At 64.5% G+C, this 21196-nt stretch carries 20 protein-coding genes; 14 read left to right on the top strand and 6 right to left on the bottom strand.

From position 1 onward, the window contains the following. Positions 1–50 precede the first annotated feature (50 nt). The 9 genes from ACP7AX_RS11030 to ACP7AX_RS10990 all read left to right on the top strand — a co-directional run bounded on the left by ACP7AX_RS11030 (position 51) and on the right by ACP7AX_RS10990 (position 12296). Entirely contained in the window at positions 51–1988 is a 1938-nt protein-coding gene (locus ACP7AX_RS11030; protein WP_426226495.1) for a beta-glucoside-specific PTS transporter subunit IIABC, read from the top strand. Between the two features lie 31 nt (positions 1989–2019). Continuing rightward, complete coding sequence (locus ACP7AX_RS11025) at positions 2020–3450, top strand: glycoside hydrolase family 1 protein (protein WP_426226494.1); 1431 nt, start codon at positions 2020–2022, stop codon at positions 3448–3450. Positions 3451–3515: 65 nt separating this feature from the next. Continuing rightward, positions 3516–4358 carry a PRD domain-containing protein gene (locus tag ACP7AX_RS11020; protein ID WP_426226493.1) on the top strand — a complete coding sequence of 281 codons (843 nt, stop codon included), beginning with the start codon at positions 3516–3518 and terminating at the stop codon, positions 4356–4358. A 34-nt stretch (positions 4359–4392) separates the two neighbouring features. Further along, complete coding sequence (gene arfB, locus ACP7AX_RS11015; RefSeq protein ID WP_426226492.1) at positions 4393–4815, top strand: alternative ribosome rescue aminoacyl-tRNA hydrolase ArfB; 423 nt, start codon at positions 4393–4395, stop codon at positions 4813–4815. Positions 4816–4882: 67 nt separating this feature from the next. Further along, entirely contained in the window at positions 4883–6181 is a 1299-nt protein-coding gene (locus tag ACP7AX_RS11010) for an SWIM zinc finger family protein (RefSeq protein WP_426226491.1), read from the top strand. Then, entirely contained in the window at positions 6178–7629 is a 1452-nt protein-coding gene (locus ACP7AX_RS11005) for a DUF5691 domain-containing protein (protein ID WP_426226490.1), read from the top strand. Before ACP7AX_RS11010 ends, ACP7AX_RS11005 begins: the two co-directional genes overlap by 4 nt. Then, the gene (locus ACP7AX_RS11000) at positions 7626–8732 is read left to right on the top strand and encodes an ATP-binding protein (RefSeq protein ID WP_426226489.1); all 1107 of its coding nucleotides are present in this window, start codon (positions 7626–7628) and stop codon (positions 8730–8732) included. Before ACP7AX_RS11005 ends, ACP7AX_RS11000 begins: the two co-directional genes overlap by 4 nt. 4 nt (positions 8733–8736) lie before the next feature. Next, complete coding sequence (locus ACP7AX_RS10995) at positions 8737–11088, top strand: DUF5682 family protein (RefSeq protein ID WP_426226488.1); 2352 nt, start codon at positions 8737–8739, stop codon at positions 11086–11088. Then, entirely contained in the window at positions 11085–12296 is a 1212-nt protein-coding gene (locus ACP7AX_RS10990) for a VWA domain-containing protein (protein WP_426226487.1), read from the top strand. The genes ACP7AX_RS10995 and ACP7AX_RS10990 overlap by 4 nt, the downstream gene beginning before the upstream one ends. A 41-nt stretch (positions 12297–12337) precedes the next feature. On the opposite strand, the gene ACP7AX_RS10985 is transcribed toward ACP7AX_RS10990, so the two are convergent. Beyond that, on the bottom strand, positions 12338–12589 hold the full coding sequence (locus ACP7AX_RS10985) for a PLDc N-terminal domain-containing protein (RefSeq protein ID WP_131681543.1): 252 nt from the start codon (positions 12587–12589) through the stop codon (positions 12338–12340). 285 nt (positions 12590–12874) lie between these two features. Here ACP7AX_RS10985 and ACP7AX_RS10980 point away from each other — a divergent pair, with 285 nt between their 5' ends. Together ACP7AX_RS10980 and ACP7AX_RS10975 are read left to right on the top strand one after the other, a co-directional pair. After that, on the top strand, positions 12875–13342 hold the full coding sequence (locus ACP7AX_RS10980) for an HIT family protein (RefSeq protein WP_426226486.1): 468 nt from the start codon (positions 12875–12877) through the stop codon (positions 13340–13342). A gap of 99 nt (positions 13343–13441) precedes the next feature. Next, positions 13442–14179, top strand: a complete 738-nt coding sequence (locus ACP7AX_RS10975) for a nucleotidyltransferase domain-containing protein (RefSeq protein ID WP_426226485.1) — start codon at positions 13442–13444, stop codon at positions 14177–14179. A 71-nt stretch (positions 14180–14250) separates the two neighbouring features. Here ACP7AX_RS10975 and ACP7AX_RS10970 read toward each other — a convergent pair whose 3' ends face one another. Further along, positions 14251–14928, bottom strand: coding sequence for a hypothetical protein (locus ACP7AX_RS10970; protein ID WP_426226484.1), 678 nt, complete (start codon positions 14926–14928; stop codon positions 14251–14253). 85 nt (positions 14929–15013) lie between these two features. On the opposite strand from ACP7AX_RS10970, the gene ACP7AX_RS10965 reads away from it, so the two are divergent. Then, a complete protein-coding gene (locus tag ACP7AX_RS10965; RefSeq protein WP_426226483.1) occupies positions 15014–15808 on the top strand; it encodes an alpha/beta fold hydrolase in 795 nt (264 codons plus the stop codon). 20 nt (positions 15809–15828) lie between these two features. On the opposite strand, the gene ACP7AX_RS10960 is transcribed toward ACP7AX_RS10965, so the two are convergent. Both ACP7AX_RS10960 and ACP7AX_RS10955 read right to left on the bottom strand, forming a co-directional pair. Next, positions 15829–16749: an aminoglycoside phosphotransferase family protein gene (locus ACP7AX_RS10960; protein WP_426226482.1), complete on the bottom strand. Its 921-nt coding sequence runs from the start codon at positions 16747–16749 to the stop codon at positions 15829–15831. Between the two features lie 97 nt (positions 16750–16846). Next, positions 16847–17488 (bottom strand): GrpB family protein, encoded by a 642-nt coding sequence (locus tag ACP7AX_RS10955; protein WP_426226481.1) that lies wholly within the window; start codon positions 17486–17488, stop codon positions 16847–16849. A gap of 210 nt (positions 17489–17698) precedes the next feature. Here ACP7AX_RS10955 and ACP7AX_RS10950 point away from each other — a divergent pair, with 210 nt between their 5' ends. Beyond that, the gene (locus ACP7AX_RS10950; RefSeq protein WP_426226480.1) at positions 17699–18556 is read left to right on the top strand and encodes an alpha/beta hydrolase; all 858 of its coding nucleotides are present in this window, start codon (positions 17699–17701) and stop codon (positions 18554–18556) included. Positions 18557–18699: 143 nt separating this feature from the next. Continuing rightward, complete coding sequence (locus ACP7AX_RS10945; RefSeq protein WP_426226479.1) at positions 18700–18963, top strand: hypothetical protein; 264 nt, start codon at positions 18700–18702, stop codon at positions 18961–18963. Between the two features lie 155 nt (positions 18964–19118). Here the strand turns inward: ACP7AX_RS10945 and ACP7AX_RS10940 are convergent, their stop codons facing one another. Together ACP7AX_RS10940 and ACP7AX_RS10935 are read right to left on the bottom strand one after the other, a co-directional pair. After that, positions 19119–19820 carry a hypothetical protein gene (locus ACP7AX_RS10940; protein WP_426226478.1) on the bottom strand — a complete coding sequence of 234 codons (702 nt, stop codon included), beginning with the start codon at positions 19818–19820 and terminating at the stop codon, positions 19119–19121. A 200-nt stretch (positions 19821–20020) separates the two neighbouring features. Further along, entirely contained in the window at positions 20021–20284 is a 264-nt protein-coding gene (locus ACP7AX_RS10935) for a hypothetical protein (RefSeq protein WP_426226477.1), read from the bottom strand. Positions 20285–21196: the final 912 nt, after the last annotated feature.

The following is a 21196-nucleotide window of genomic DNA, read 5'->3' as shown; positions in this document are numbered from 1 at the left end:
CTTGGGTCTTTTTTTGTGCCCGAAAAGACGCAATGACAGAAAGGACTGCCATGGTTTCGGTGAATTACACGACATTGGCCGCAGACATCCTCGAGGGTGTCGGAGGCGAGAAGAACCTGGTGGGTGCCACCCACTGCGCGACACGGCTGAGGCTGCGGCTGCGGGACGAGTCGAAGGCTGACACGGCCGCCGTCGAGAAGCTGCCGGGCGTCATCGCGGTCATGCAGGCCGGTGGGCAATACCAAGTGGTTATCGGCAACGATGTTCCGCTGGTCTTCGCCGGACTTGGAAAGATCAGCCGCTTCGGCAACGAGGACAGCGCCGAGGAGGCCCCCGCGCAGGGCAACCTGTTCAACCGCTTCATCGAGATGGTCTCGGCCATCTTCTCGCCCATTCTGTGGCCACTGGCGGGTTCTGGCCTGCTCAAAGCATTCCTCAGCATGGCAGGCACGTTCGGCTGGGTTTCGCCCACGAACAACACTTACGTGATCCTCTCTGCCGCCGCGGACGCCCTGTTCTACTTCCTGCCGCTGTTCCTGGCGGTCACGGCGGCACGGCGGTTCAAAGTCAACCAGTTCACATCCATGGCAATAGCCGGTGCCCTGGTGTACCCAAGCATCGTTGCCCTCGGCACCGCCGGACAGCCTGTGGACTTCGCCGGCATCCCGCTAGTGATGATGAACTACACCAGCTCCGTGATCCCGATCATTGTGGCGGTCTGGCTGCAGGGCTACCTGGAGCGCTTCCTGCTCAAGTTCCTCCCCTCCGCCATACGGAACTTCCTCACCCCGCTGCTCACCATTGCCATCATGGTTCCGCTGACACTCCTGACGGTCGGCCCCGCCACGACGCTGCTCTCACAGGGCGTCTCCGCCGGCATCACCGCAATCTTCGGCTTCGCCCCGTGGCTGGCCGGCGCGCTGATGGGAGCGTTCTGGCAGGTCTTCGTCCTCTTCGGCCTGCACTGGGGCTTTGTGCCCATCATGACCAACGACCTCGCAACCATCGGCTACTCGCTCCTCATGGCGCCCCTGGTTCCGGCCGTCCTGGCCCAGGCCGCCGCCATGACCGCCGTCGCCCTGCGCACCCGCAGCGCCGCCCGGCGCGGAGTAGCCGCCCCCGCCGCGATCTCCGGGTTCCTCGCCGGCGTCACCGAGCCGGGCATCTACGGCGTGAACCTGCCGCTGAAGAAGCCGTTCTACTTCGGCATTGCCGGCGGAGCGGTAGGTGGCGCGATTGCCTCCATGGGCGCCAGCGCGGCCAGCGCCTTCGTCTTCCCTTCCGTCCTTGCCCTCCCGGCCTTCGCCTCGGTAGGAAACTTCGTCCTGCTGCTCATCGGCACGGGCGTGGCCATCCTGATCGCCTTCATCCTGACTTTTGTGTTCGGCCCCCGCGAGACAGTTGACGCAGCCAAGGACGACGCCGGTGCCACCACGGATGCAGATGCGGGCTCCGCTGCCGCCAAGGATGAGCGCCCGACGGCGGCCACAGCCGCCGCTGCGGCACCCGGTTCTGCGACGGGGCAGCCCGCCGGCAGCGTTACCGTCCTCGCCCCGGTCACTGGCTCAGTCATCGCCCTGGCCGACGTGCCTGACAAGGTTTTCGCCTCCGGTGCGATGGGTTCCGGGATCGGCATTGTTCCCGAAGAGGACAGCGTCTACTCCCCCGTCTCGGGCACAGTCAAGGCCGTCATGAAAACCGGGCACGCCTACGGCATCAAGACCGACGACGGCGTGGAAGTACTGGTGCACATCGGCATCGACACCGTCCAGATGAAGGGCGAGGGCTTCGAAGCCGCCGTAACCCGCGGACAGCGCGTCGAGGCCGGCGAGCTCCTGGCCACCATTGACCGTGCCCGCATTCTGGCGGCCGGCTACGACTCCACAACGCTCATGGTGGTCACCAACACCCGCGAGCTGACCGCCGTCGTGCCGTTGGGCGGAACGCGCCTGACGCGCGGCGCCGCGGCGCTCGACGTCGAACTCTAGAACCTGACCCGCAACGATAGGACAGCGCAGCATGACTCAAGCAGCTACCAAACCGGCCACCGGACCGTTCCCCCAGGGCTTCCTCTGGGGCGGTGCCACCGCCGCCAACCAGATGGAGGGCGCCTACGCCGACGGCGGCAAGGGCTTGTCCATCCAGGATGTGATGCCCCGGGGAATCACCGAGCGGCCCACGGAGGGCCCCACGCCGGAGAACCTCAAGCAAACGGCCATCGACTTCTACAACCGCTACGCGGAGGACATCGCGCTTTTCGCCGAGATGGGCTTCAAGGTCTACAGGTTCTCCATCGCCTGGAGCCGGATCTTCCCCAACGGCGACGACGAACAGCCCAACGAGGAAGGCCTGGCCTTCTACGGCCGGGTGCTGGACGAGCTGGAGAAGCACGGCATCGAGCCGATGGTGACCATCAGCCACTACGAAACCCCGCTGAACCTGGCCCGGAGCTACGGCGGCTGGACCAACCGGCGGTTGATCGGGTTCTACGAGCGCTACTGCCGAGTGCTGTTCGAGCGCTTCGGAAGCCGGGTCAAATACTGGCTGACATTCAACGAGATCAACTCGGTCCTGCACGAACCGTTCATGTCCGGCGGCATCCCCACACCGCGCGCCGAACTGACCGATTCGGACCTCTACCAAGCCATCCACCACGAACTCGTGGCCTCGGCACGGGCGACGCGCCTGGCGCGGGAGATCATGCCGGCCGCCAAGGTAGGCTGCATGATCCTGGCCCTTCCGGTCTACCCGCTCACGCCATCACCGGATGACGTGGTCCGGACCATGGACACCGCCCATGCCAGCTACGCCTTTGGCGACATCCACTGCCGCGGAGCCTACCCGGGCTATCTCCAACGCTATTTCCGCGATAACGGCATTGACCTGGAGATCACGGACCAGGACCGTGAGGACCTGAAGAACACCGTGGACTTCGTCTCTTTCAGCTACTACATGAGCATCTGCGAATCGGCGGACCCGGATGTGGAGAAAGGTCCCGGGAACATCATGGGCGGAGTGCCTAACCCCACCCTCGAAGCATCAGAGTGGGGCTGGCAGATTGATCCGCAGGGCCTCCGTGTGGTGATCAACGATTACTGGGAACGGTGGCAGAAGCCGCTGTTCGTGGTGGAAAACGGCATCGGCGCCAAGGACGTCCTCGTGGACACCGAGGACGGCCTGACCGTGGTTGACGACTACAGGATCGACTACCTCAACGACCACCTCGTGCAGGTGCGCGAGGCGATTGCCGACGGTGCCGAAGTCCTGGGCTACACCGCGTGGGGCTGCATCGACGTCGTCAGCGCTTCCACGGCGCAGCTGAGCAAGCGGTACGGCTTCATCTATGTGGACCGCAACGATGACGGTTCCGGTACGCTCAACCGGTACCGGAAGAAGTCCTTCGGCTGGTACCAGGAAGTGATTTCGAGCAACGGCGCAGCCCTGCGCTGACCGTTCCGGGGCGGAGGTCTTCAGCGGCCTCCGCCCGCCACCAACAAGGCAGGAGAAACAACGACGTGGAAGTCCTGCGCGTCTTCAACAACAACGTGGTCCTTGCCCGGGAGGGCGCGGGCCGCGAGGTGATCCTCACCGGCCGGGGGCTGGGCTTCCAGGCCAAACCAGGCCAGAAGATCGACCCGGCGAAGGTGCTGCGCACGTTTGTTCCGGAGGACGGCCGCGACCCCGACACCCTGGGAGCCATGGTGGCCGCCATCCCGCCCGAGCATCTCCTGCTGGCTGAGCAGGCGCTTGAAGCCGGTCGTGCCGAGCTGTCCATTCCCCACAGCTCGGTGCTCTCGGTCGCATTGGCGGACCACCTCAGCTTTGCCATCAAGCGCCTCCGCCAAGGCATTGAGTTCGATTATCCGCTGCGCGCAGAAGTGTCACACCTCTACCCTGCGGAGCTGAGGGCTGCCCGGCGCATTCTGGACCATGTCAACGCAGCCCTCGAAGCGCCTCTTGCCGACGACGAGGCAGTTGCGATCGCGCTGCACCTGGTCAATGCCGGTTTCGCGACCGGCGACCTCTCGTTCACCTACCAGATGACGGGCGTCTTCACCCAGCTTTTCGAAGTGCTGGAGCAGGCTTCCGGCCGCCCTTTTGACCGCGATACCGTTAATGCGGCCCGGTTCATCACCCACCTGCGTTACTTCTTTGTCCGCGCCGGCAGCGGCAAGCAGCTCGACGAAGGAGCCGGCAAGCTACGCACCGCCATCAAGGACTCCTACCCTGACGCCCACGCCACAGCCCTCAAGCTCCAGGCGGTACTTGAACTCAGGCTCGGCGAACCGCTGACTGACGACGAGGTCACTTATCTGACGCTGCATGTGGCACGGCTGGTTGACGAGGACCGCACCTAAGAACCCGTCTGACCATCCATGCAACACTTGCTTTATGGATCTTGAGGTGTCGCCAACGCTCACGATTCCCGCCTCAGAACTCCACTGGAGGTTCTCACGCTCATCCGGCCCGGGCGGCCAGCACGTCAACACCACGGACACCCGGGTCGAACTCTCCTGGAACATCGCAGGCTCGGCCGTGCTCTCCGACCAGCTACGGACCATGCTGCTCAGCCGGCTTGGACAGCGACTCATCACCGGAATGCTTACCGTGACCGCCTCCGAACACCGGTCCCAGCTCCGTAACCGCGAGATCGCCCTGGGGAAGCTCGCCGAGCTCATCACAGAAGGCCTTGCCCCGGGTGCACCCCGCCGCCGCCCGACCAAGCCAACCCGGGGCTCGGACCGTCGGCGACTGGCCACCAAGCAACAGCGGTCAGCAACAAAGAAACAACGGCAGCGGCCGTCCGCCGAGTAGCCGGCTGAGGCCGCCACGCCGTCCTGCCTCCTTGGCAGTTTTTGAGACCTCGGGCACAATGTGCATCATGGGGCGTTGGAGCGAGGAGCGGGTGGTCAGCGCTGCGCCCGACGCATCCTCCCTGGCGGCCGCCCGTAAGCTTGCGCTTCCAGGCCCCTGGTCCGACACGGGCAGCAACGACGTCCTGGTCTGGGGCAAATGCCAGGGCAGCGGAAAAACCCCTTACCAGGTGAGCGTGGACACCGCCGCCCCCGCCTACCGGTGCTCCTGCCCCAGCAGGAAGTTTCCCTGCAAGCACGCCCTCGCGCTCCTCCTGCTGTGGTCCCGGGGGGAAGCGGCCGACGGCGGCGCGGAGACCGCCGAATTCGCCCGGGAATGGGCGGCGCAGCGGGCGGAACGGACCACGGTGCGGAAGCAGCGCCAGAGTGACCAGCCGGCCGATCCGGCGGCCCAGGCCAAGCGGCTCGCGGACCGGATGGCGTTGATGGACGCGGGGATTGACGACTTTTCCCGGTGGCTGACGGACCTGGTGCGGACCGGCCTGGCCGCCGCCCGCACGCAGCCCTATTCCTGGTGGGACGGCGTGGCTGCGCGGCTGGTTGACGCACAGCTTCCAGGCCTGGCCGAGCAGGTACGGAACATGGGTTCGGACGTCCACGCCCGCACGGACTGGGCGGACCACCTCCTGCTCCGGGCCGGCCGCTGGTGGGCCGTGACCAAGGCATGGCGCAAACGCGACACGTTAGCTCCCGCTGAACTTGCGGACCTCCGGGTGGCGGTGGGCTGGGCAGTCCCGGCCTCCGATGTCCAGGGCACCGAAGGACTGCCTGGCCCGTGGCTGGTGCTCGGCGCCCACCGCAGCGACGACGGCCGGCTCCAGCAGCAGCGGACCTGGCTGCGGGCACCCGACGGAACAACCGTCGTCGTCCTCGATTTTGCCGCCCAGAGTGAGCAGCTGGCGACGCCGCAGCTCGCGGGCGCACTCCTTGACACCACCGTCGCGCGGTACCCCGGTTCCGCACCACAGCGTGCCATGTTCACCAGCCCGGTTGCACCCCTTTGCACGGCAACGGATCTGGGCCAGGGTGGCAGCATCCAGCAAGCGTTAGACGCTGAATCGGCTGCCGTGGCCCTATCCCCCTGGCGGGAGCGCCACCCGGTCCTGCTTGGCGGCGTGCGTGTCTCCCCCGGCGGCCAGGGCTGGCTCCGGGACGGGTCCGGAGCTGCACTCCCCCTGGTGGATGCACCCCTGGACTCGCTGCTGGCCCTCACCGGCGGCCATCCCGTGGACGTTTTTGGTGAGCTTGAGGAAGGCCGGGTGCGGCCGCTTTCCGCGGTCATCGGCGGGGCGGTGGTGACGCCATGACGTGGCTGACCGAGCTCAGAACTTCCGCGCTCGTGGGGACCTCACGGCACCCGGCACCGGCACCGCCAGCGGAACTGGGCGTCCTTCCGCCGGACGGCCTCTCCTCCGAGGAATCGCTGCTGGAACAGGCGGCCCTGGCGGACGCCGCCACGCGCGCCGCCCGGCGCGCCACGACCTTGGACGCGTCTGACCTTCCGGAGCCGGCTCCGCCTGACGACTCTCCACTGGCATCCGGGGACGCTGCGCGCCTGCTGGACCTCCTGCTCACCCAGCCGCCTGTGGGATTGGACCTGCGAAACCAGCTGGTGACCGACTGGCTCCGGTTCGCCGAAGCCTCCGCACTGCGGGTTCCGCACCGGCTGCTGCCCAGGCTGCTCGAGCTCGCGCACACCAGGCCCGCCGTAGCGAAACACCTGCACCCGGCCATCGGTGTCCGGGGCCGCTGGCTCGAGGACCTGAAGGCCGGCGTCCCCGTCGCGGATCGCCCGGCATCCACTGACTGGACCGAGCTGAAAAGCGCTGACGCCACCGCTGAGCTGCAACGGCTCCGCCGCGAAGATCCGGCAGCCGCCCGCGAACAACTGGCTTCACACTGGGACACCCTGGCCGCCCGGGAGCGCGCCGCCCATTTGGCCACGTTCGCCACGAACCTCGGTGACGGGGACGAGGAACTGCTGGAGCGCGCCCTCGATGACAAGGCCAAAAGCGTGCGGGACGTCGCCGCGGGCCTGCTCGACGCGCTTCCCGCCAGCGCCCGCGCCGCGCGGATGGCTGACCGGCTCCGTCCCCTGCTCCACTTCAAGGGCGTGCTACGCAAACAATTCGAGATCGGCCTGCCGCCCGAACCTGACGCGGCTGCGCTGCGCGACGGGATCCCGGCTGATCGGCGCACTGGTGAACCGGACCGCCTGGCCCGGCTGGACGCCGTCGTGCGCGGTGCCCCACTCGAGGTCTGGACCACTGCCTCTGGCCGGAGCCCGGCGGCAACACTTGCCCAGCTCAAGGGTGAAACCCGGATCCTCGAAGCGATCCTCACCACCGCTGCCCAGCGGGCGGACCTTGACTGGGTGCGTGCGCTGCTCGACATCCGCACGGACCTGCGGCTGCTGAACTGCCTCCCCCGGAACGAGCGCGAAGACATCCTGATCCGGCACATCAAAGCGGGCACGGACCACCCGTTCAGCCTGGTCGAACCGCTTCGTGCCCTGCCGAGGCCCTGGGGTCTTCACCTGGCCGGGACAGTGCTGGATCAGCTCTTCGCCAAGAACGGCAGCGGCCTGGCGGGCATGCTTGCCGACGTTCTCCCTGCCGCGCTGCCGCCCGAAGCTGCCGAACAGGCTCGGCGCCTGCTCGAACAGTCCGACGACGACGCCGGGCGCCGCCGTGTGCTCCGTGATGCCGTTCAATACCAATCATTCCGACAATCCCTGACGGAGGCTTTCCAATGACCGATGCCCAGACCGGCACAGATGTTCTGCGGGCCCACGCCGAGAACGCCTATGCCGATGAGCTCAGCGCCCTGGCCGCCGTGGACGACAGGCCCCGGCCGCCCAGCTGGCGGCTGTCCCCGTGGGCGGTGACCACCTACGTCCTCGGCGGCATCCTGCCGAACGGGGTCCAGATCACGCCCAAATACCTGGGCTCCGAGCGGCTGGTGGAAATCGCCGTGGCATCTCTCGCCACAGACCGGGCCCTGCTGTTGCTCGGCGTACCGGGCACGGCGAAGACCTGGCTCGGAGAACACCTCGCCGCGGCCGTTTCCGGTTCCTCCACCCTGGTGGTGCAGGGCACCGCAGGTACCCCGGAGGAGGCACTGCGGTATGGCTGGAACTATGCCCGGCTGCTCGCCGACGGCCCGTCCCGGGCGGCCATGGTGCCGGGCCCGGTGATGCGCGCCATGGAGACCGGAAGCCTGGTCAGGGTGGAAGAGCTCACCAGAATCCCCTCCGATGTGCAGGACTCCCTCATCACCATCCTCAGTGAGAAGTCCTTGCCCATTCCGGAACTCAACGAGGAGGTACAGGCGCGTAAGGGCTTCAACATCATTGCCACGGCCAACAACCGGGACAAGGGCGTCAACGATCTCTCCTCCGCACTGCGCCGCCGCTTCAACACTGTGGTGCTGCCGCTCCCGGACAGCATCGAGCAGGAAGTCGAGATCGTCACCACCAGGGTCCGCAGCCTCGGCACCGCCCTGGAACTGCCGGCTGACCTGGCCGCGCTGTCCGAGATCCGCCGGGTGGTCACGGTCATGCGGGAACTGCGGGCCGGCGTAACCCAGGACCAGCGCACCACCATCAAGTCGCCGTCGGCGACGCTTTCCACTGCCGAGGCGATCTCGGTGATGACCAACGGACTTTCCCTCGCCGCCCACTTCGGTGACGGGACGGTACGGGCCCACGATGTGGCGGCCAGCCTGGTGGGAGCGGTGGTCAAGGATCCCGTGCAGGACCGGGTGATCTGGCAGGAATACCTGGAAACCGTGGTCCGGAACCGGCCGGAGTGGAAGGACCTCTACCGGGCCTGCCGCGACCTCGAATCCCCGAACTGAGACCATGACCGACGTCCACGTCCTGGGGATCCGGCACCACGGCCCGGGTTCGGCGCGCTCCGTTGCCGAAGCCCTGGCGATCCTGCGCCCGGATCTGGTGCTGGTGGAGGGCCCACCGGAATTTGACCAGGTGATCCCGCTGCTGTCCGATCCGGAGATGGTTCCGCCTGTCGCCGGGCTGCTCTACGCGGCGGACGAACCCCGGCTGGCGTCCTTCTACCCCATGGCAGGCTTTTCGCCGGAGTGGGTGGCGATCCGCTGGGCGCTGTCCACCGGCGCCCAGGTACGGGCCATCGACCTGCCCGCGGCGCACACGCTGGGACTTCGGCTGGCCGCCTCAGCTGCCGGGCCGCCGTCGTCCGGTCCGTCGTCCGGTCCGTCGTCAGAGGACGCGGAAGGGGAAGAATCCGACGGCGGCACCTCCGCCGAGGGAACGGAACCTCCCGCCCTGCCGCAGCAGCCCTACCGGCCCGATGCGATCGGGATACTGGCCGGCGCCGCCGGATACAGCGACGCCGAGCGGTGGTGGGAGGACGCCGTCGAACACCGGAACGCGGACCCGGTGGAGCGTTTCGCGGCGCTGACCGAGGCCATTGCGGAGATCCGGGCGGCCGATGACAGGCCGGACCACCATCCTGATGTGCTGGAGAACAACCGCCGGGAAGCCTGGATGCGGCGCCTGATCCGGGCAGCCATGCGCGACGGACATGAACGGATCGCCGTGGTGTGCGGCGCGTATCACGCTCCCGCGCTGGTGCCTTCGACGTTTCCGTCGTTGGCTGCCGACAACAAAGTACTCGCCGGCCTTCCCAAAGCCAAGGTGGCCGCCACCTGGGTCCCGTGGACCTCCGGCAGGCTCAGCCTGCGCAGCGGATACGGCGCCGGCGTCACGGCGCCTGGCTGGTACCAGCATCTTTTCGCCCACTGGATGGCGCAGGATCCGGACACGGATGCGGACACGGATGTGGCTACCACCTGGCTGGTCCGGGTGGCCCACGCCCTCCGCGGGGAAGACCTCGACGCCTCAACGGCCTCCATCGTGGAGGCCAGCCGGATGGCCACCGCCCTTGCGGCTGTCCGGGGGCGGCCCAGCCCGGGACTGCCGGAACTGGACGACGCCGCTCAGGCGGTCCTGTGCGACGGTTCACCCCTTCCGCTGGCCCTGGTGCACCGCGAACTCACGGTCGGGCATGAGCTGGGGAACGTGCCGGAGTCCGCGCCGACCCTGCCCCTGGCCGCCGATCTCACCGCCACCCAGCGCAGGCTCCGCTGGAAACCCAGCGCCATGGAAGAAGTCCTCACCCTGGACCTGCGAAAGCCGAACCAGCTGGCCCGCTCGGTCCTGCTGCACCGGCTGGTACTGCTCGGAGTGGGGTGGGGGGCGCAGACCGAAACCGGCCGGACCACGGGCACCTTCAAGGAGGTGTGGACGCTCCAGTGGCAGCCGGAGCTGGCCCTCGACCTGGTGGAGGCCAGCCGCTACGGCACCACGGTTGCCTCGGCCGCCGGTGCCTACGTCTCCGAAAAGGCGCAGGACTCGGGCAGCCTCACGGAGCTCAGCGGGCTCCTGGCGGGTTGCCTTCTTGCGGATCTGCCGGACGGTATCGGCGCCGTCGTCTCGGTCCTGGCCGAGCGCACCGCCCTGCAGCAGGACGTGGCGCCGCTGCTGGAAACCATTGCGCCCCTGGCCCGGACCTGCCGGTATGGCAACGTGCGCGGCGTTGATGTCACGGGGGTTCGGAAGATCCTGGACACCACGGTGGTGCGGGCCTGCGTGGGACTGCCCACGGCCTGCGCCGGACTGGACGATGAAGCCGCCGGGGCCATGCGGCGCGCGGTCGACTCTGCCCAGCAGGGGCTGTCGCTGTTGCCAGACCTGCCACTGGATGACTGGCACCGGGCGCTCGCCGCCGTCGCGGGGTCGGACCGGATCCATGGCTCGGTGGCGGGGCGGGCCACCCGGCTGCTGCTGGACGCAGGCCTGGTTGACGGGGACGACGTCGCGGCCAGCCTCAGCCGCCGGCTCTCGATCGCCACGCCGGCGCGGGAAGCCGCTGCCTGGCTGGACGGACTTCTCTCCGGCGACGCCACACTGCTGGTCTACGACCGGAGGCTCCTGGAGATCGTCGACGGCTGGGTTGCCGGCGTGGACAGCGAGATCTTCGACGACGTCCTGCCGCTCCTGCGGAGAACCTTCTCGGCGTTCAGCCGGCCGGAGCGGCGGGAGATCGGCGAGCAGGTCAGCCGTATCGGCGACGCTTCGCCAGCGGCCAGCGAGACCACCCTGGATCTGGCGGCTGCCGGCCCCGCTATCCGGACTATGGCCAAGTACCTCGGATGGGAGGCGGTCGCGTGAGTGCTTCGGACCTTGATGGCGGTGACGGACGCGATGGTGGCACTGGCCGCGGCCGGCTGAACCGCTGGCGCCTGGTGCTCGGCGGGAATGAGGCCGACGGCATCACGGCGGACGGGAACAGCGTGGAGCTCTCCGCCGCCGATGCCCGCCGTGACCAGGCGCTGGAGGACCTGTACGGGGCGGACAAGAACGGACGCGGCGGCCTCGGTGCGTCCAGCCCTCGGGTGGCCCGCTGGCTCGGCGACATCCGCGGCTATTTCCCTTCCACGGTGGTGCAGGTGATGCAGGCCGACGCCATGGACCGGCTCGGACTGCGGCAATTGCTGCTCGAGCCGGAGATGCTGCGCACGGTACAGCCCGACGTCGGCCTTGTCAGCACGCTGATAGGCCTCGGCCGGGTGATCCCCGAGCAGTCACGCAAGACGGCTCGGGCCGTCATCCGGCAGGTGACCAATGAACTCGAAGAGCGCCTGCGGGCGCGGACAGTCCAGGCTGTTTCCGGAGCGCTGAACCGGGCTGCGCGAACACGGCGGCCGCGGCACCGGGACATTGACTGGAACAGGACCATCGCCGCGAACCTCAAGCACTACCAGCCCAAGTACCGGACCATCGTGCCCGAGCGGCTGGTGGGCCATGCCCGGCGCAGCACCGAGATCCAGCGGGAAATCATCCTTTGCATCGACCAGTCCGGCTCGATGGCAGAGTCCGTGGTGTACTCGAGCGTGTTCGGGGCGGTCCTCAGTTCGCTGCGGTCGGTGCGCACCCGGCTGGTGGTCTTCGACACCGCGGTGGTTGACCTGACGGACGAGCTGGACGATCCCGTGGACGTGCTGTTCGGCGTCCAGCTGGGCGGCGGCACGGACATTAACCGCGCCCTGGCCTACTGCCAGGACAAGATCACCCAGCCCACGGAGACCATCCTGGTGCTGATCAGCGACCTCTACGAGGGCGGGATCGCCGAGGAGATGCTGCGGCGTGCCGCCTCGATCGTGGGAGCCGGGACCACCATGATCGCCCTCCTCGCGCTGAGCGACAGCGGCCACCCTTCCTTCGATGCGAACCACGCTGCGGCCCTGGCCGGAATCGGCGTTCCGGCATTCGCCTGCACGCCGGACCTGTTCCCGGATCTGATGGCCGCTGCCATCGAGCGCCGCGACGTGGGCGAATGGGCGGCATCCCAGGACATTCCGACAACCCACGAAGCGTAGCTACGGCAGACCGCGAGGGGCCTGATCAAAAGAATGCCCGGCTATCTCGTTTGATCGCGAAGACGAAAACCAGATAATTCCCTGCGTCCGATCAGGAACCAAAGAACCGAACCGAGCACTGGTACCGCAAGGACAATCAGAGCCCATACGATGCTGATGCCCGTGGTATGAATCTTATTGCGGGCAATACTCACCAGCGCGGTAATCAACAGGATTGCGTTCAGCGCCAGCACGATTCCCAAGATGCCCCAGGACGGCACCAGTGGGCTTGCGTCCTGTGTCGAGAGTGCCATGATCATCGCTTCCCCCAAGAAGTTGCAGCTAGTGATGCTCAACCCTATCGTCAGGGTTCAGCGCTTGTCTGGAAAACATGCACAAGCGGGGACTCGTCTCGTATCCCAAGGGCTTTGAGACGCTTGCGTGCGTGTAGCGTTTATGGCCCCTTCACCGGGCAGTTTTGCGGGCGGGGTATACGGGACATCTCAAACTCCACCCCTGTAAAACCGAATGTCAAATCCGGGTTGTCGCGCTAAGGGACCGGCTAACGGCACACGTTTCCAGTCGTGTACACATGGAGCATGGGACTAGAAGTTCAAGAATCCGACCGGGACGATTGTCTGTTCTGCGGCATCGCGGAGCGCGATCCCGCAGACCAAATTTTCTTTGCCGACAATGACGTCGTGGCTTTTCTCGATATCGCCCCAGCGACTCGAGGGCACACCTTGGTCGTGCCACGCATACACGCGGTCAACGTGTTCGATGTGGGAAGTGACGAATTTTCAGCCACTATGCGAGGCGTCCGGAGCGTTGCCAGCATCCTCAAGCGACAGCTGAATCCCCAAGGAATGACCCTAATTCAGAGCAGCGGCGCGGCGGCATGGCAGGACGTTTTTCACCTGCATGTTCACCTCATTCCTCGATATCAAGGAGACGGCCTCGTCCGCCCTTGGGGTCAGGTTCCGAGCAAGCCTGAGGCGGTTGGACAGATAAACAATTCCCGCGCTCTAACCGTCGACCTGCGCCGAGCAAGCGGCTACGACGAGTAACCGCTCGCTGTTGAAGGATGCTCCACGGGCAAGATCCTGTCCATGTTGGTTTACTCCATGTGGACAGTCGTAATGCGTTCGGGCTGAAACACTGGTGCTATGGACATACCTCTCGCCGATGACTCTGGATATGTGGACCAAGAAAGCATCTGTAACGTCGCCCAAGCCTTCGTGGAGGAAAACCACCCTGAGGCATGTGCCTCGATTCTCGGCGGAAGCGCCGCGGCCGGAACAGCAACTTCGACCTCAGATCTAGACATCGCACTGCTGTATCCGAACGGTCACTCCAACTACGCCCAGACCACCCGATACCGGGGCTGGCTGGTAGAAACCTTCGTACACACACCGGCGAGCCTCCAGTTCTGGTACCGCAAGGAAGCCCAGGATCGTCGACCGGTGATAGCAGCGTTATGCGCGAGTGGCCTGCTTCTAACGGACGACGGAAGCGGTGCTGCTTGGCAGGCCGGAGCTCAAGCTGAAATAGCCCGAGGGCCTGAACCGCTCACAGACCAAGAACGAGATTCCCGTCGCTACAATCTCAGCGCTCTTGTAGACGACCTCGAAGGCAGTGAGTCGGCAGCGGAAGATTTCATACTGACTGCAGAGGTCCTTCGCGAGGCGGCCGATCTGTTGCTCCTCGAGAACGGGAACTGGCTCGGTGCCGGTAAATGGGTCATTCGCAGGCTGGCCCAGAGTGACCATGACTTGGCCGTCCGCCTGCTGGCGTGGGCGAGGGGCCCGAAACGCGACCCACAGGATCTCGTAGTTCTCGCAAAGGAGGTACTCGGCATGTCAGGTGGGTACCTCCAAGAAGGCTTTGTTCGAGGCGCCCTCTGACGAGACTCCCCAAATCATCCTCGCTGCGCAGCCACATGAATGCTGGAGTGGAGCGCCCGACCGCCTTGGCACTAGGACGGGCTGAGGCGAAAGGTGACACGCGACAGCTCGGCGTCTTTGGGCATGGATGGGTAGTGCGATTGGAGGCCGGCAGCGTGATCGGGATCGAGGTCGATCAAACGGACCCGTTCCACTGAGAGGATCTCGCCCTCAGCGTGGGCAAAATCAGGGTGGTCCTCGAAGACAAATGTCGCAGGTCCCACGGCGATCGGGTCATCCCAACGGATGGTCGTAGTCTTCTCGCCTGACATCACGGGGTCGTGATACCGCTTGTTGAATCGAACAATTCGTCGCCCATTAGCATCTGGGAAGAAGTAGGTGTCAGGCAGGAGTTTGCGAACGGGCCGGACGACCGGACCGGATTCTGCCGGCACTGCGACCAGTATGTCGGGATGGTGATCAAGAAGTACCTGCCGGCATCGTCCGCACGGGGGGATAAGACCGCGCCCCCTGTCGCCAGCCGCTGCAATCGTGAGCAGTTGTTTCGCCCCTGCGGTTGCCGCAACGCCCAGGGCGACCAGTTCGGCGCACGGGCCACCGTTGAAGTGGTAGACGTTCACTGCCTGATGGATGTTCCCGTCAATATCCATCGTGGCGGCGGCGACCGTGTGGTTGTCGCTCTCCCCGAGGGTTCGCGCTAAGGCCTCTGCGGCATCGATGACACGGCGCTCAGGTTCAAGGGGTTCCACAACTGATCACGCTAACAGGCGCGGTCCTTTGGAGTGGAAAGACGGGCTTACGGGCCGTTGCTATGTCATTACGTAGGATCACTGGATGGATCAAAAAAGGCGCAGCATCCGCACAGCTGATGGCGTCGACATCAGCTACGTCGTCATTAACGGGATTGAGCCTGCTGTTGTGATCCTCCACGGCCTGGCCGGGAGTGGGCAGGAGTTTCTCTCTACTGCCCGTGCGCTGCCAGGTCGGAAGGTCATCTTGGTCGACCAGCGGGGTCACGGCCTGAGCACGCGGTTGCCCTCGGACACCTCGCGTGAGGCATTCGTTAGGGACCTTGTCGCGGTCATTGATGGCGAGGCCTCCAGTCCGGTTCATCTGGTCGGGCACTCGATGGGTGCCCACACCGCGATGCTCACCGCTGCTGCCCGTCCGGATCTCGTCCGGGCCCTTGTGCTCCTCGAGTGTGGCGAAGGGAGCGGCAGCGATCAAGAGCATGCAGCTCTCGGTGAATACTTTCGTAGCTGGCCCGTGCCGTTCCCTGACCGTTCCACGGCGGCCAGATTCCTGGGGGGCGGCCCGCTGCAGCGTGCCTGGGTCGAGGACATGGAATACCGGGAGGACGGGCTGCATCCCCGCTTTGACCCGGAGGTGATGGTCGCCGCGCATACGCCTCTCGCAGAACCTCGATGGGCGGAGTGGGGGCGCGTCCAGGCGCCCACGCTTGTCGTCTACGCCGCCGACGGGATGTTTACAGAGGAGCAAAAGGCACAATTTACGGAGCGGGGTAACGACGTCACACGCATCGACCTTGCCCGGGGATCGCACGATGCGCATCTGGACGCGTTCGAACAGTGGATAGAGGCGCTGACAGGATTTCTGGACGCCCGGTAAAGGATCCTCTAACGAACTGGTTAGTGAGAGTGCCGAGGTTGTGAGAACAGGGGGTCGTTGGCAATGCGACTCAAGGTAGTTCGTCCGAGTGTGCTCATTCCCGGGTTTGATTCCTGGTAGTACCAGACCAAACCCATCGCCTGCTGGAATGCCCATGCAGCTCCGCGCCACCATTGAAGATCATCGCTGGTTAGATCCTTGCGCAGGAGTGTCCGCCTTTTGTGATCGAGCATGTGCCATGCCGCGACGAGATCCAGCGAAGGATCAGCAGGGGCGAACCCTCCACCATCAAGCACGCCAACCAGCCGGCCTTCGTCAACGAGCAGGTTGCCGGGGATCAGATCCCCGTGATTCATCACGATAGATCCAGCAGCTGGCAGGATTCGGAAAGCTGCCCACAGCTTGCGAAGACGGTCTACCGGCAGCAGGCCCTCGCTCTTATGGAAGCAAATCTCCATCCACTCATCGGAGTCCTGCAAGTCCCCGCCGCGTCCGGATCCGGTAAATTTCCGGCCCTTGGTGTCTGCGGCGCGGAGGGAGCGGATCAGTGCGGCGAGGTCATGGGCGAATCGGTCGGACTGTGCCGAACCGTCGGGCGTTGCAACAGTTCCAGGCAGCCAGGTCTGTACTGACCACGGCAGGGGATAGCCGTAGCCGGGGTTTCCAAGCGCAACTGGTACCGGCGTAGGGAAAGGACAGGCCCCGCTAAGCTCTCGCATGGCCTCGGCTTCGCGAGTGAGCTGAAACCTGGTTGTAACTAGATCAGTGGCAAGGAGTGGGAATCGGGCGGTGAGGTCGGCACCGATTCGAAAGATGGCGTTTACCGTGCCCGCCGTGACCATGCGGTGGACGCGCTCATGACGCCACTGTGGAAACTGGTCAGCGATGAGCCTGCCGACAACGGCCTCATCAATGTGCAGCTCCCCCTCGTGCATCCCCATAAAGCGACGGTAGTCCGTTTCACGAGTCGCACCGAAAATGACCTGCTTGCGGGCAGGCTCTAAGACGCGTGCGAAGGAGGATCCCTCACCGAACCCATCACTGTTCGTCTAGGTCGTCGTTGTCGGGCCGGGTCCGGGGTTGCGGAGAATGATGATGGGACGGATCGGTGAGGAAAATCCGTTCGTAGATGTCGTACACGACCGCTGCCTTGCGGTCGTTGTATCGACGTGAGTCCCTAACATCCGCCGCAGCGCGTTTCGCCTCAGCGTAGATCCGCCGGTCCTGCTCATGTAACCGCAACCACGCGGCGAAAAGCTCATGCCGTCGAGGTTCCGTAGCGTGCTGGGCCCAGACGTGCAGACTGGTGTTCGGCTCGCTGAAGGTGAGGTGTCGATGCGCGTCCCCCGCCACGTCGTCCCGGAAAATGAGCCTGAATCCCGCTGACTCCAGCCGAGGGACGTAGCTAGGTTCAGCAGTCGGATCGGGGACGGTCAGGTCGATATCGATGACGGGTTTAGCCAGGAGACCGGGAACAGCTGTCGACCCGACATGACGGATGCACAGCGCTTGATCCGGGATCGTCCGGCTGACCAAGTCATGCATCGATGCGAACTGCCTCACCCATGACGGGTTATGTTCCTCAAGCGGACCGGGTTGGACTTGTCGGTGAGCGACACGTCCAGCCTGACGACGGGCGTTATTGTCGGGTTCGAACGGGCGCCACAAGGGATGGGTCATCACAATCCCGATCGTTACACGGATCGGACGGCACGCCAAGTGAGTAGCTGGCCCCCGGCACGAGCAAGGATTCCTTGTGGACCGTGCCGCAGAGGGTTCGGCTAACGGGCACTAAGAGTACGGTGATCGATCCCCTTTCGAGTGCACCACTTGCTTCCGGCACGTCGATCTGGGCCGACACTCTGGCCGTGGTGCCGTAGTCTTCCAGCTGTGACCGTTGAAGTTCCATTCCTCCCGTTGCCGCATATCCAATCCAGTGTCCGCTACCTACACGGCCCAGACTCGAATGTGCAGCCAGGCGTTCCTGCTGGCCAAACACTGGAATTCGAATGGAACAAGAGCACCGTTTACCCAGGGACATCACGAAAATTCTGGGTGCATGTGCCGGCACAGTACGATCCAGCCGAGCCAGCCGCATTGATGGTTTTCCAGGACGGGCGCCTGTATCTGGACCCCGACGGCGAAGTCCGGGGCGGGATCGTGCTGGACAATCTCATCCATCAAGGCCATATCCCGGTCACGATCGGGGTCTTCGTCGATCCCGGAGTCATAGCTGGCGCCGAGAATCCAAAGAACCGAAACATCGAATACGACGCGTTCGATGACCGCTACGCCACGTTCCTTCTGACTGAAATCATCCCGGAAGTCACCAACCGGTATGTGATTTCAGAAGATCCGGAGAACTGGGGAATCTGCGGCGGTAGCAGCGGCGGAAACTGTGCCTTCACGGCCGCATGGTTGCGCCCCGACAAGTTCCGCCGCGTCATTGGCTTCCTGTCCAGCTTTACGCAAATGCCGGGAGGTAACCCGTACCCCGACCTGCTGTCCGTGACACCGGTGAAACCGTTGCGGATCTTCATGCAGGCTGGCCACCGTGATCTGAACTGGAACAAGCCTCAACACAACTGGTTCGCCAACAATCTTCGAGTCGCAGCCGCCCTCGCCGAAGCCGGGTACGACTTCCGCTTCATCCAGGGCGACGGAGGCCACAGCCCTAACCACGGCGGCGTCCTCCTTCCCGACGCACTCCAATGGATCTACCGCGCCAACCGAAGTCAGGGGAGCTGAGGTCTCGGTGTCCCGGTAAAGGATCCACAACCGCACACCAGTCGCAGGACTTCCACCCAGAACACGGCGCTTGCGGCGGTGTAATCCCGAGGCCATACGTAAAACTTGGACGGTGGGGTTGGTCCTCACGCTGAACTTTCTGAATGGATTCTGACGTGGACGAAGGCGAAATGAAGATGCTGGCTTTCTTCATCGGGGTGGCAGCGCTGGCAATGGTGTTATTCGTTTCAGGCGAGATCACGCGGCGCCGCCGGGCCTCCAGGGGCTCGGGATCCACCCGTACCGGCGGAGGTCACGGTGACTCCGGCGTGGTCGCAGGAGGTGCGGCTGCGTCTTCCGACGAACGTGGCAGCACTGATGCGGATGTTGGCGGTGCTGACGGCGGTGGAGGCGGTGGTGGTGACTAAGTATTGGTTCAGCCTGAACCTGGACACCATGAAGCCCTTCCCGGATGGCCCGGGAAGGGCTTCTTTGTGTGGATCTAGGTAAGGCTGCGCAGCACCTCGGCTGTCCGGAGGGGGATCCTTTACCGGACGTCGGGTGAGATTTCCAGGGGCAGTGGCTAGACGATGGCTCCGTTGTTGAGCTGCATGTGCTTGGAGCGGCGCGGGAGCCCGCGGGCCCAGAATGCGATCATGAGCCCGGCTGTCGCGGCCCCTCCAGCGTGAACCCAGGGTGACGACCAGGCACCTTCCGGAGTGGGGATCATGAAGGCGACCACGACCACCGCGAGCCCCAGCAGAACCTCCACGCCGGCTTGCAACGGACGGGCGCGGTAGTCGGGGTAGGCCAGCCGAACCAAGGGGATGATCGGCAGCAGGAACAGGCCCAGGCTGAAGAACGGGAAGATGCCGTTAAACATGAAGATAACCAGGCCCAACACCAGCAGGCCGAAGAACTTCAGGACGTTCAGAACGGGAAGCCGGCTCTCCGGCGTCCATCGACTCAGCAGGAGGCCCCAGGCCGGAAGACCGAGCAGCCAGCCGCCGGCCCAGAAGCCTAGGTTCAGCAGCGCCAGGACGACGAGCAGGGCGCCGGGCAGCAGGAACCCTCCGACCTGTCGCAGCGAAGGGAGCTTCCCGGTCGGGACGAAGATACACGCCCCTACCAGGAGATAAGCGGCCACATACCAAGGCAGCAGCTGGTCCGCCGGCACCTGGGACAGTCCAACCAGCAGCAGCGCCAGCGAGGCGACCATCACGCACACCGCGGCGAACGCCCACGGTCGGCGGCCTACGTTCGGTGTGGCATCCCCCAATGTCATGAATCGCACTCTACCGGGCTTCGACGTTCTCGAAGCCGGTCCATGTGACAGCTGAGGTGCAATTATGCGGCGTCCGGTAATGGATCGCTCATAGAACCTCATGCGGACACCCTCGCCTAAGCTCGGGGTCCTGCAGAAGAGTGCCTCACTTACTCGTTGTGTCGGCACCATGATCACGTCACCGGGTTGGATCCATTCTTCTACGTTTGCGGGGACCTCCTACGCTGCGCATTGCGACGGATGAGGTAGACAGTGAAGAGCACGAGGGACAACACGGCAAGCGCGACTGCGCGCCACCCGAAATCATGCGCGTTGGTAACGTCACCCCTGCTCTCAATTTCCTGGAACAGAATTAAAGTCAATCCTGCCGTTAGTAGCGCCAACACTCCGCTGGCGATCGAGCCGTAAAGAAGTATCTTCAGCCAGTTGCGCTGTTGGCTCATACTGCGATGAATCGTATTCATTTCGAATCAAACTCCTCTCGACATCATGCAGATGACCCTACCTCTGCTGCTAGTCAGACGATCCTGCCCGCTGAGGGATCCTTACCGGGCAACCGCGAGGTCAACCTAGCTATCCCGAGGGCGCAGTATGTCCTTTACTGGTTCCATAATCAAAGTATGGACAGAGTGACTCAACCAATCCCAGACCGGCCCAAAGCAATCTCCCTTGGAGTCATCGTCGGCGGCGTAACTGCCGAGAGTAAGGTTTGGCGGGAGACACTCACGCGATTATCCAGGGACCTGTCAGGCATAGCGGGTCAGCTTGAGTCAAACTTCAGAATCAACTTCGAGTTCCAAGTCCCTGGGCACATTACCAGTCCTGACTTCCAAGGAGTTCGCACCGGGACGTTCCGCAAGGCAGACCGCCACCTGAAGATTCAGATAGCGGTACCGAATGACCCCCCGGGTGATCCGTATGCATACTGCGTCCACTCCATCGGGGATGCCGTGGACGCAGCCGAAGCCTGGTCCGTTCGTCGGCGTATCGAATTCGACGCCGCACCATTCCGGGCCGTGCTCGCCTTATTGAACGAAAATCCTTCCCAATCGCAGCAGAGGAGTCGCTCAGAATGAGCCACAGCCGGCAACATTCCCTAGCCTTCTCTTTTTGTTTTTCTGGCTTCAAACAGGAGGGTCCAACCCCATGAAGCCGAACAATGATGTAACTAGATGTCCGTAAGCCGATCCCCTTACGGGCAGCTGAATCCCTGTGTCTCATAACCTCCGTGCCTCAAAACCCTTGGGTTTCGAGGCACAGAGGTTTCGAGTCACCCAAGTCAGGTGTAGGTCATCCGCTGCTCCCATGGTTGGTGTCATTACCGCGCCTGGCGCATTCTACAGCCGGGGGAAGCGCTTCAGTGTGACTGAGCTCCG

The sequence above is a fragment of the Pseudarthrobacter sp. DSP2-3-2b1 genome (assembly GCF_049895945.1).
Taxonomy (GTDB): Bacteria; Actinomycetota; Actinomycetes; order Actinomycetales; family Micrococcaceae; genus Arthrobacter.
Note: the sequence above shows the minus strand (reverse complement) of the source record. Positions and strands in the feature narration are given on the sequence as shown.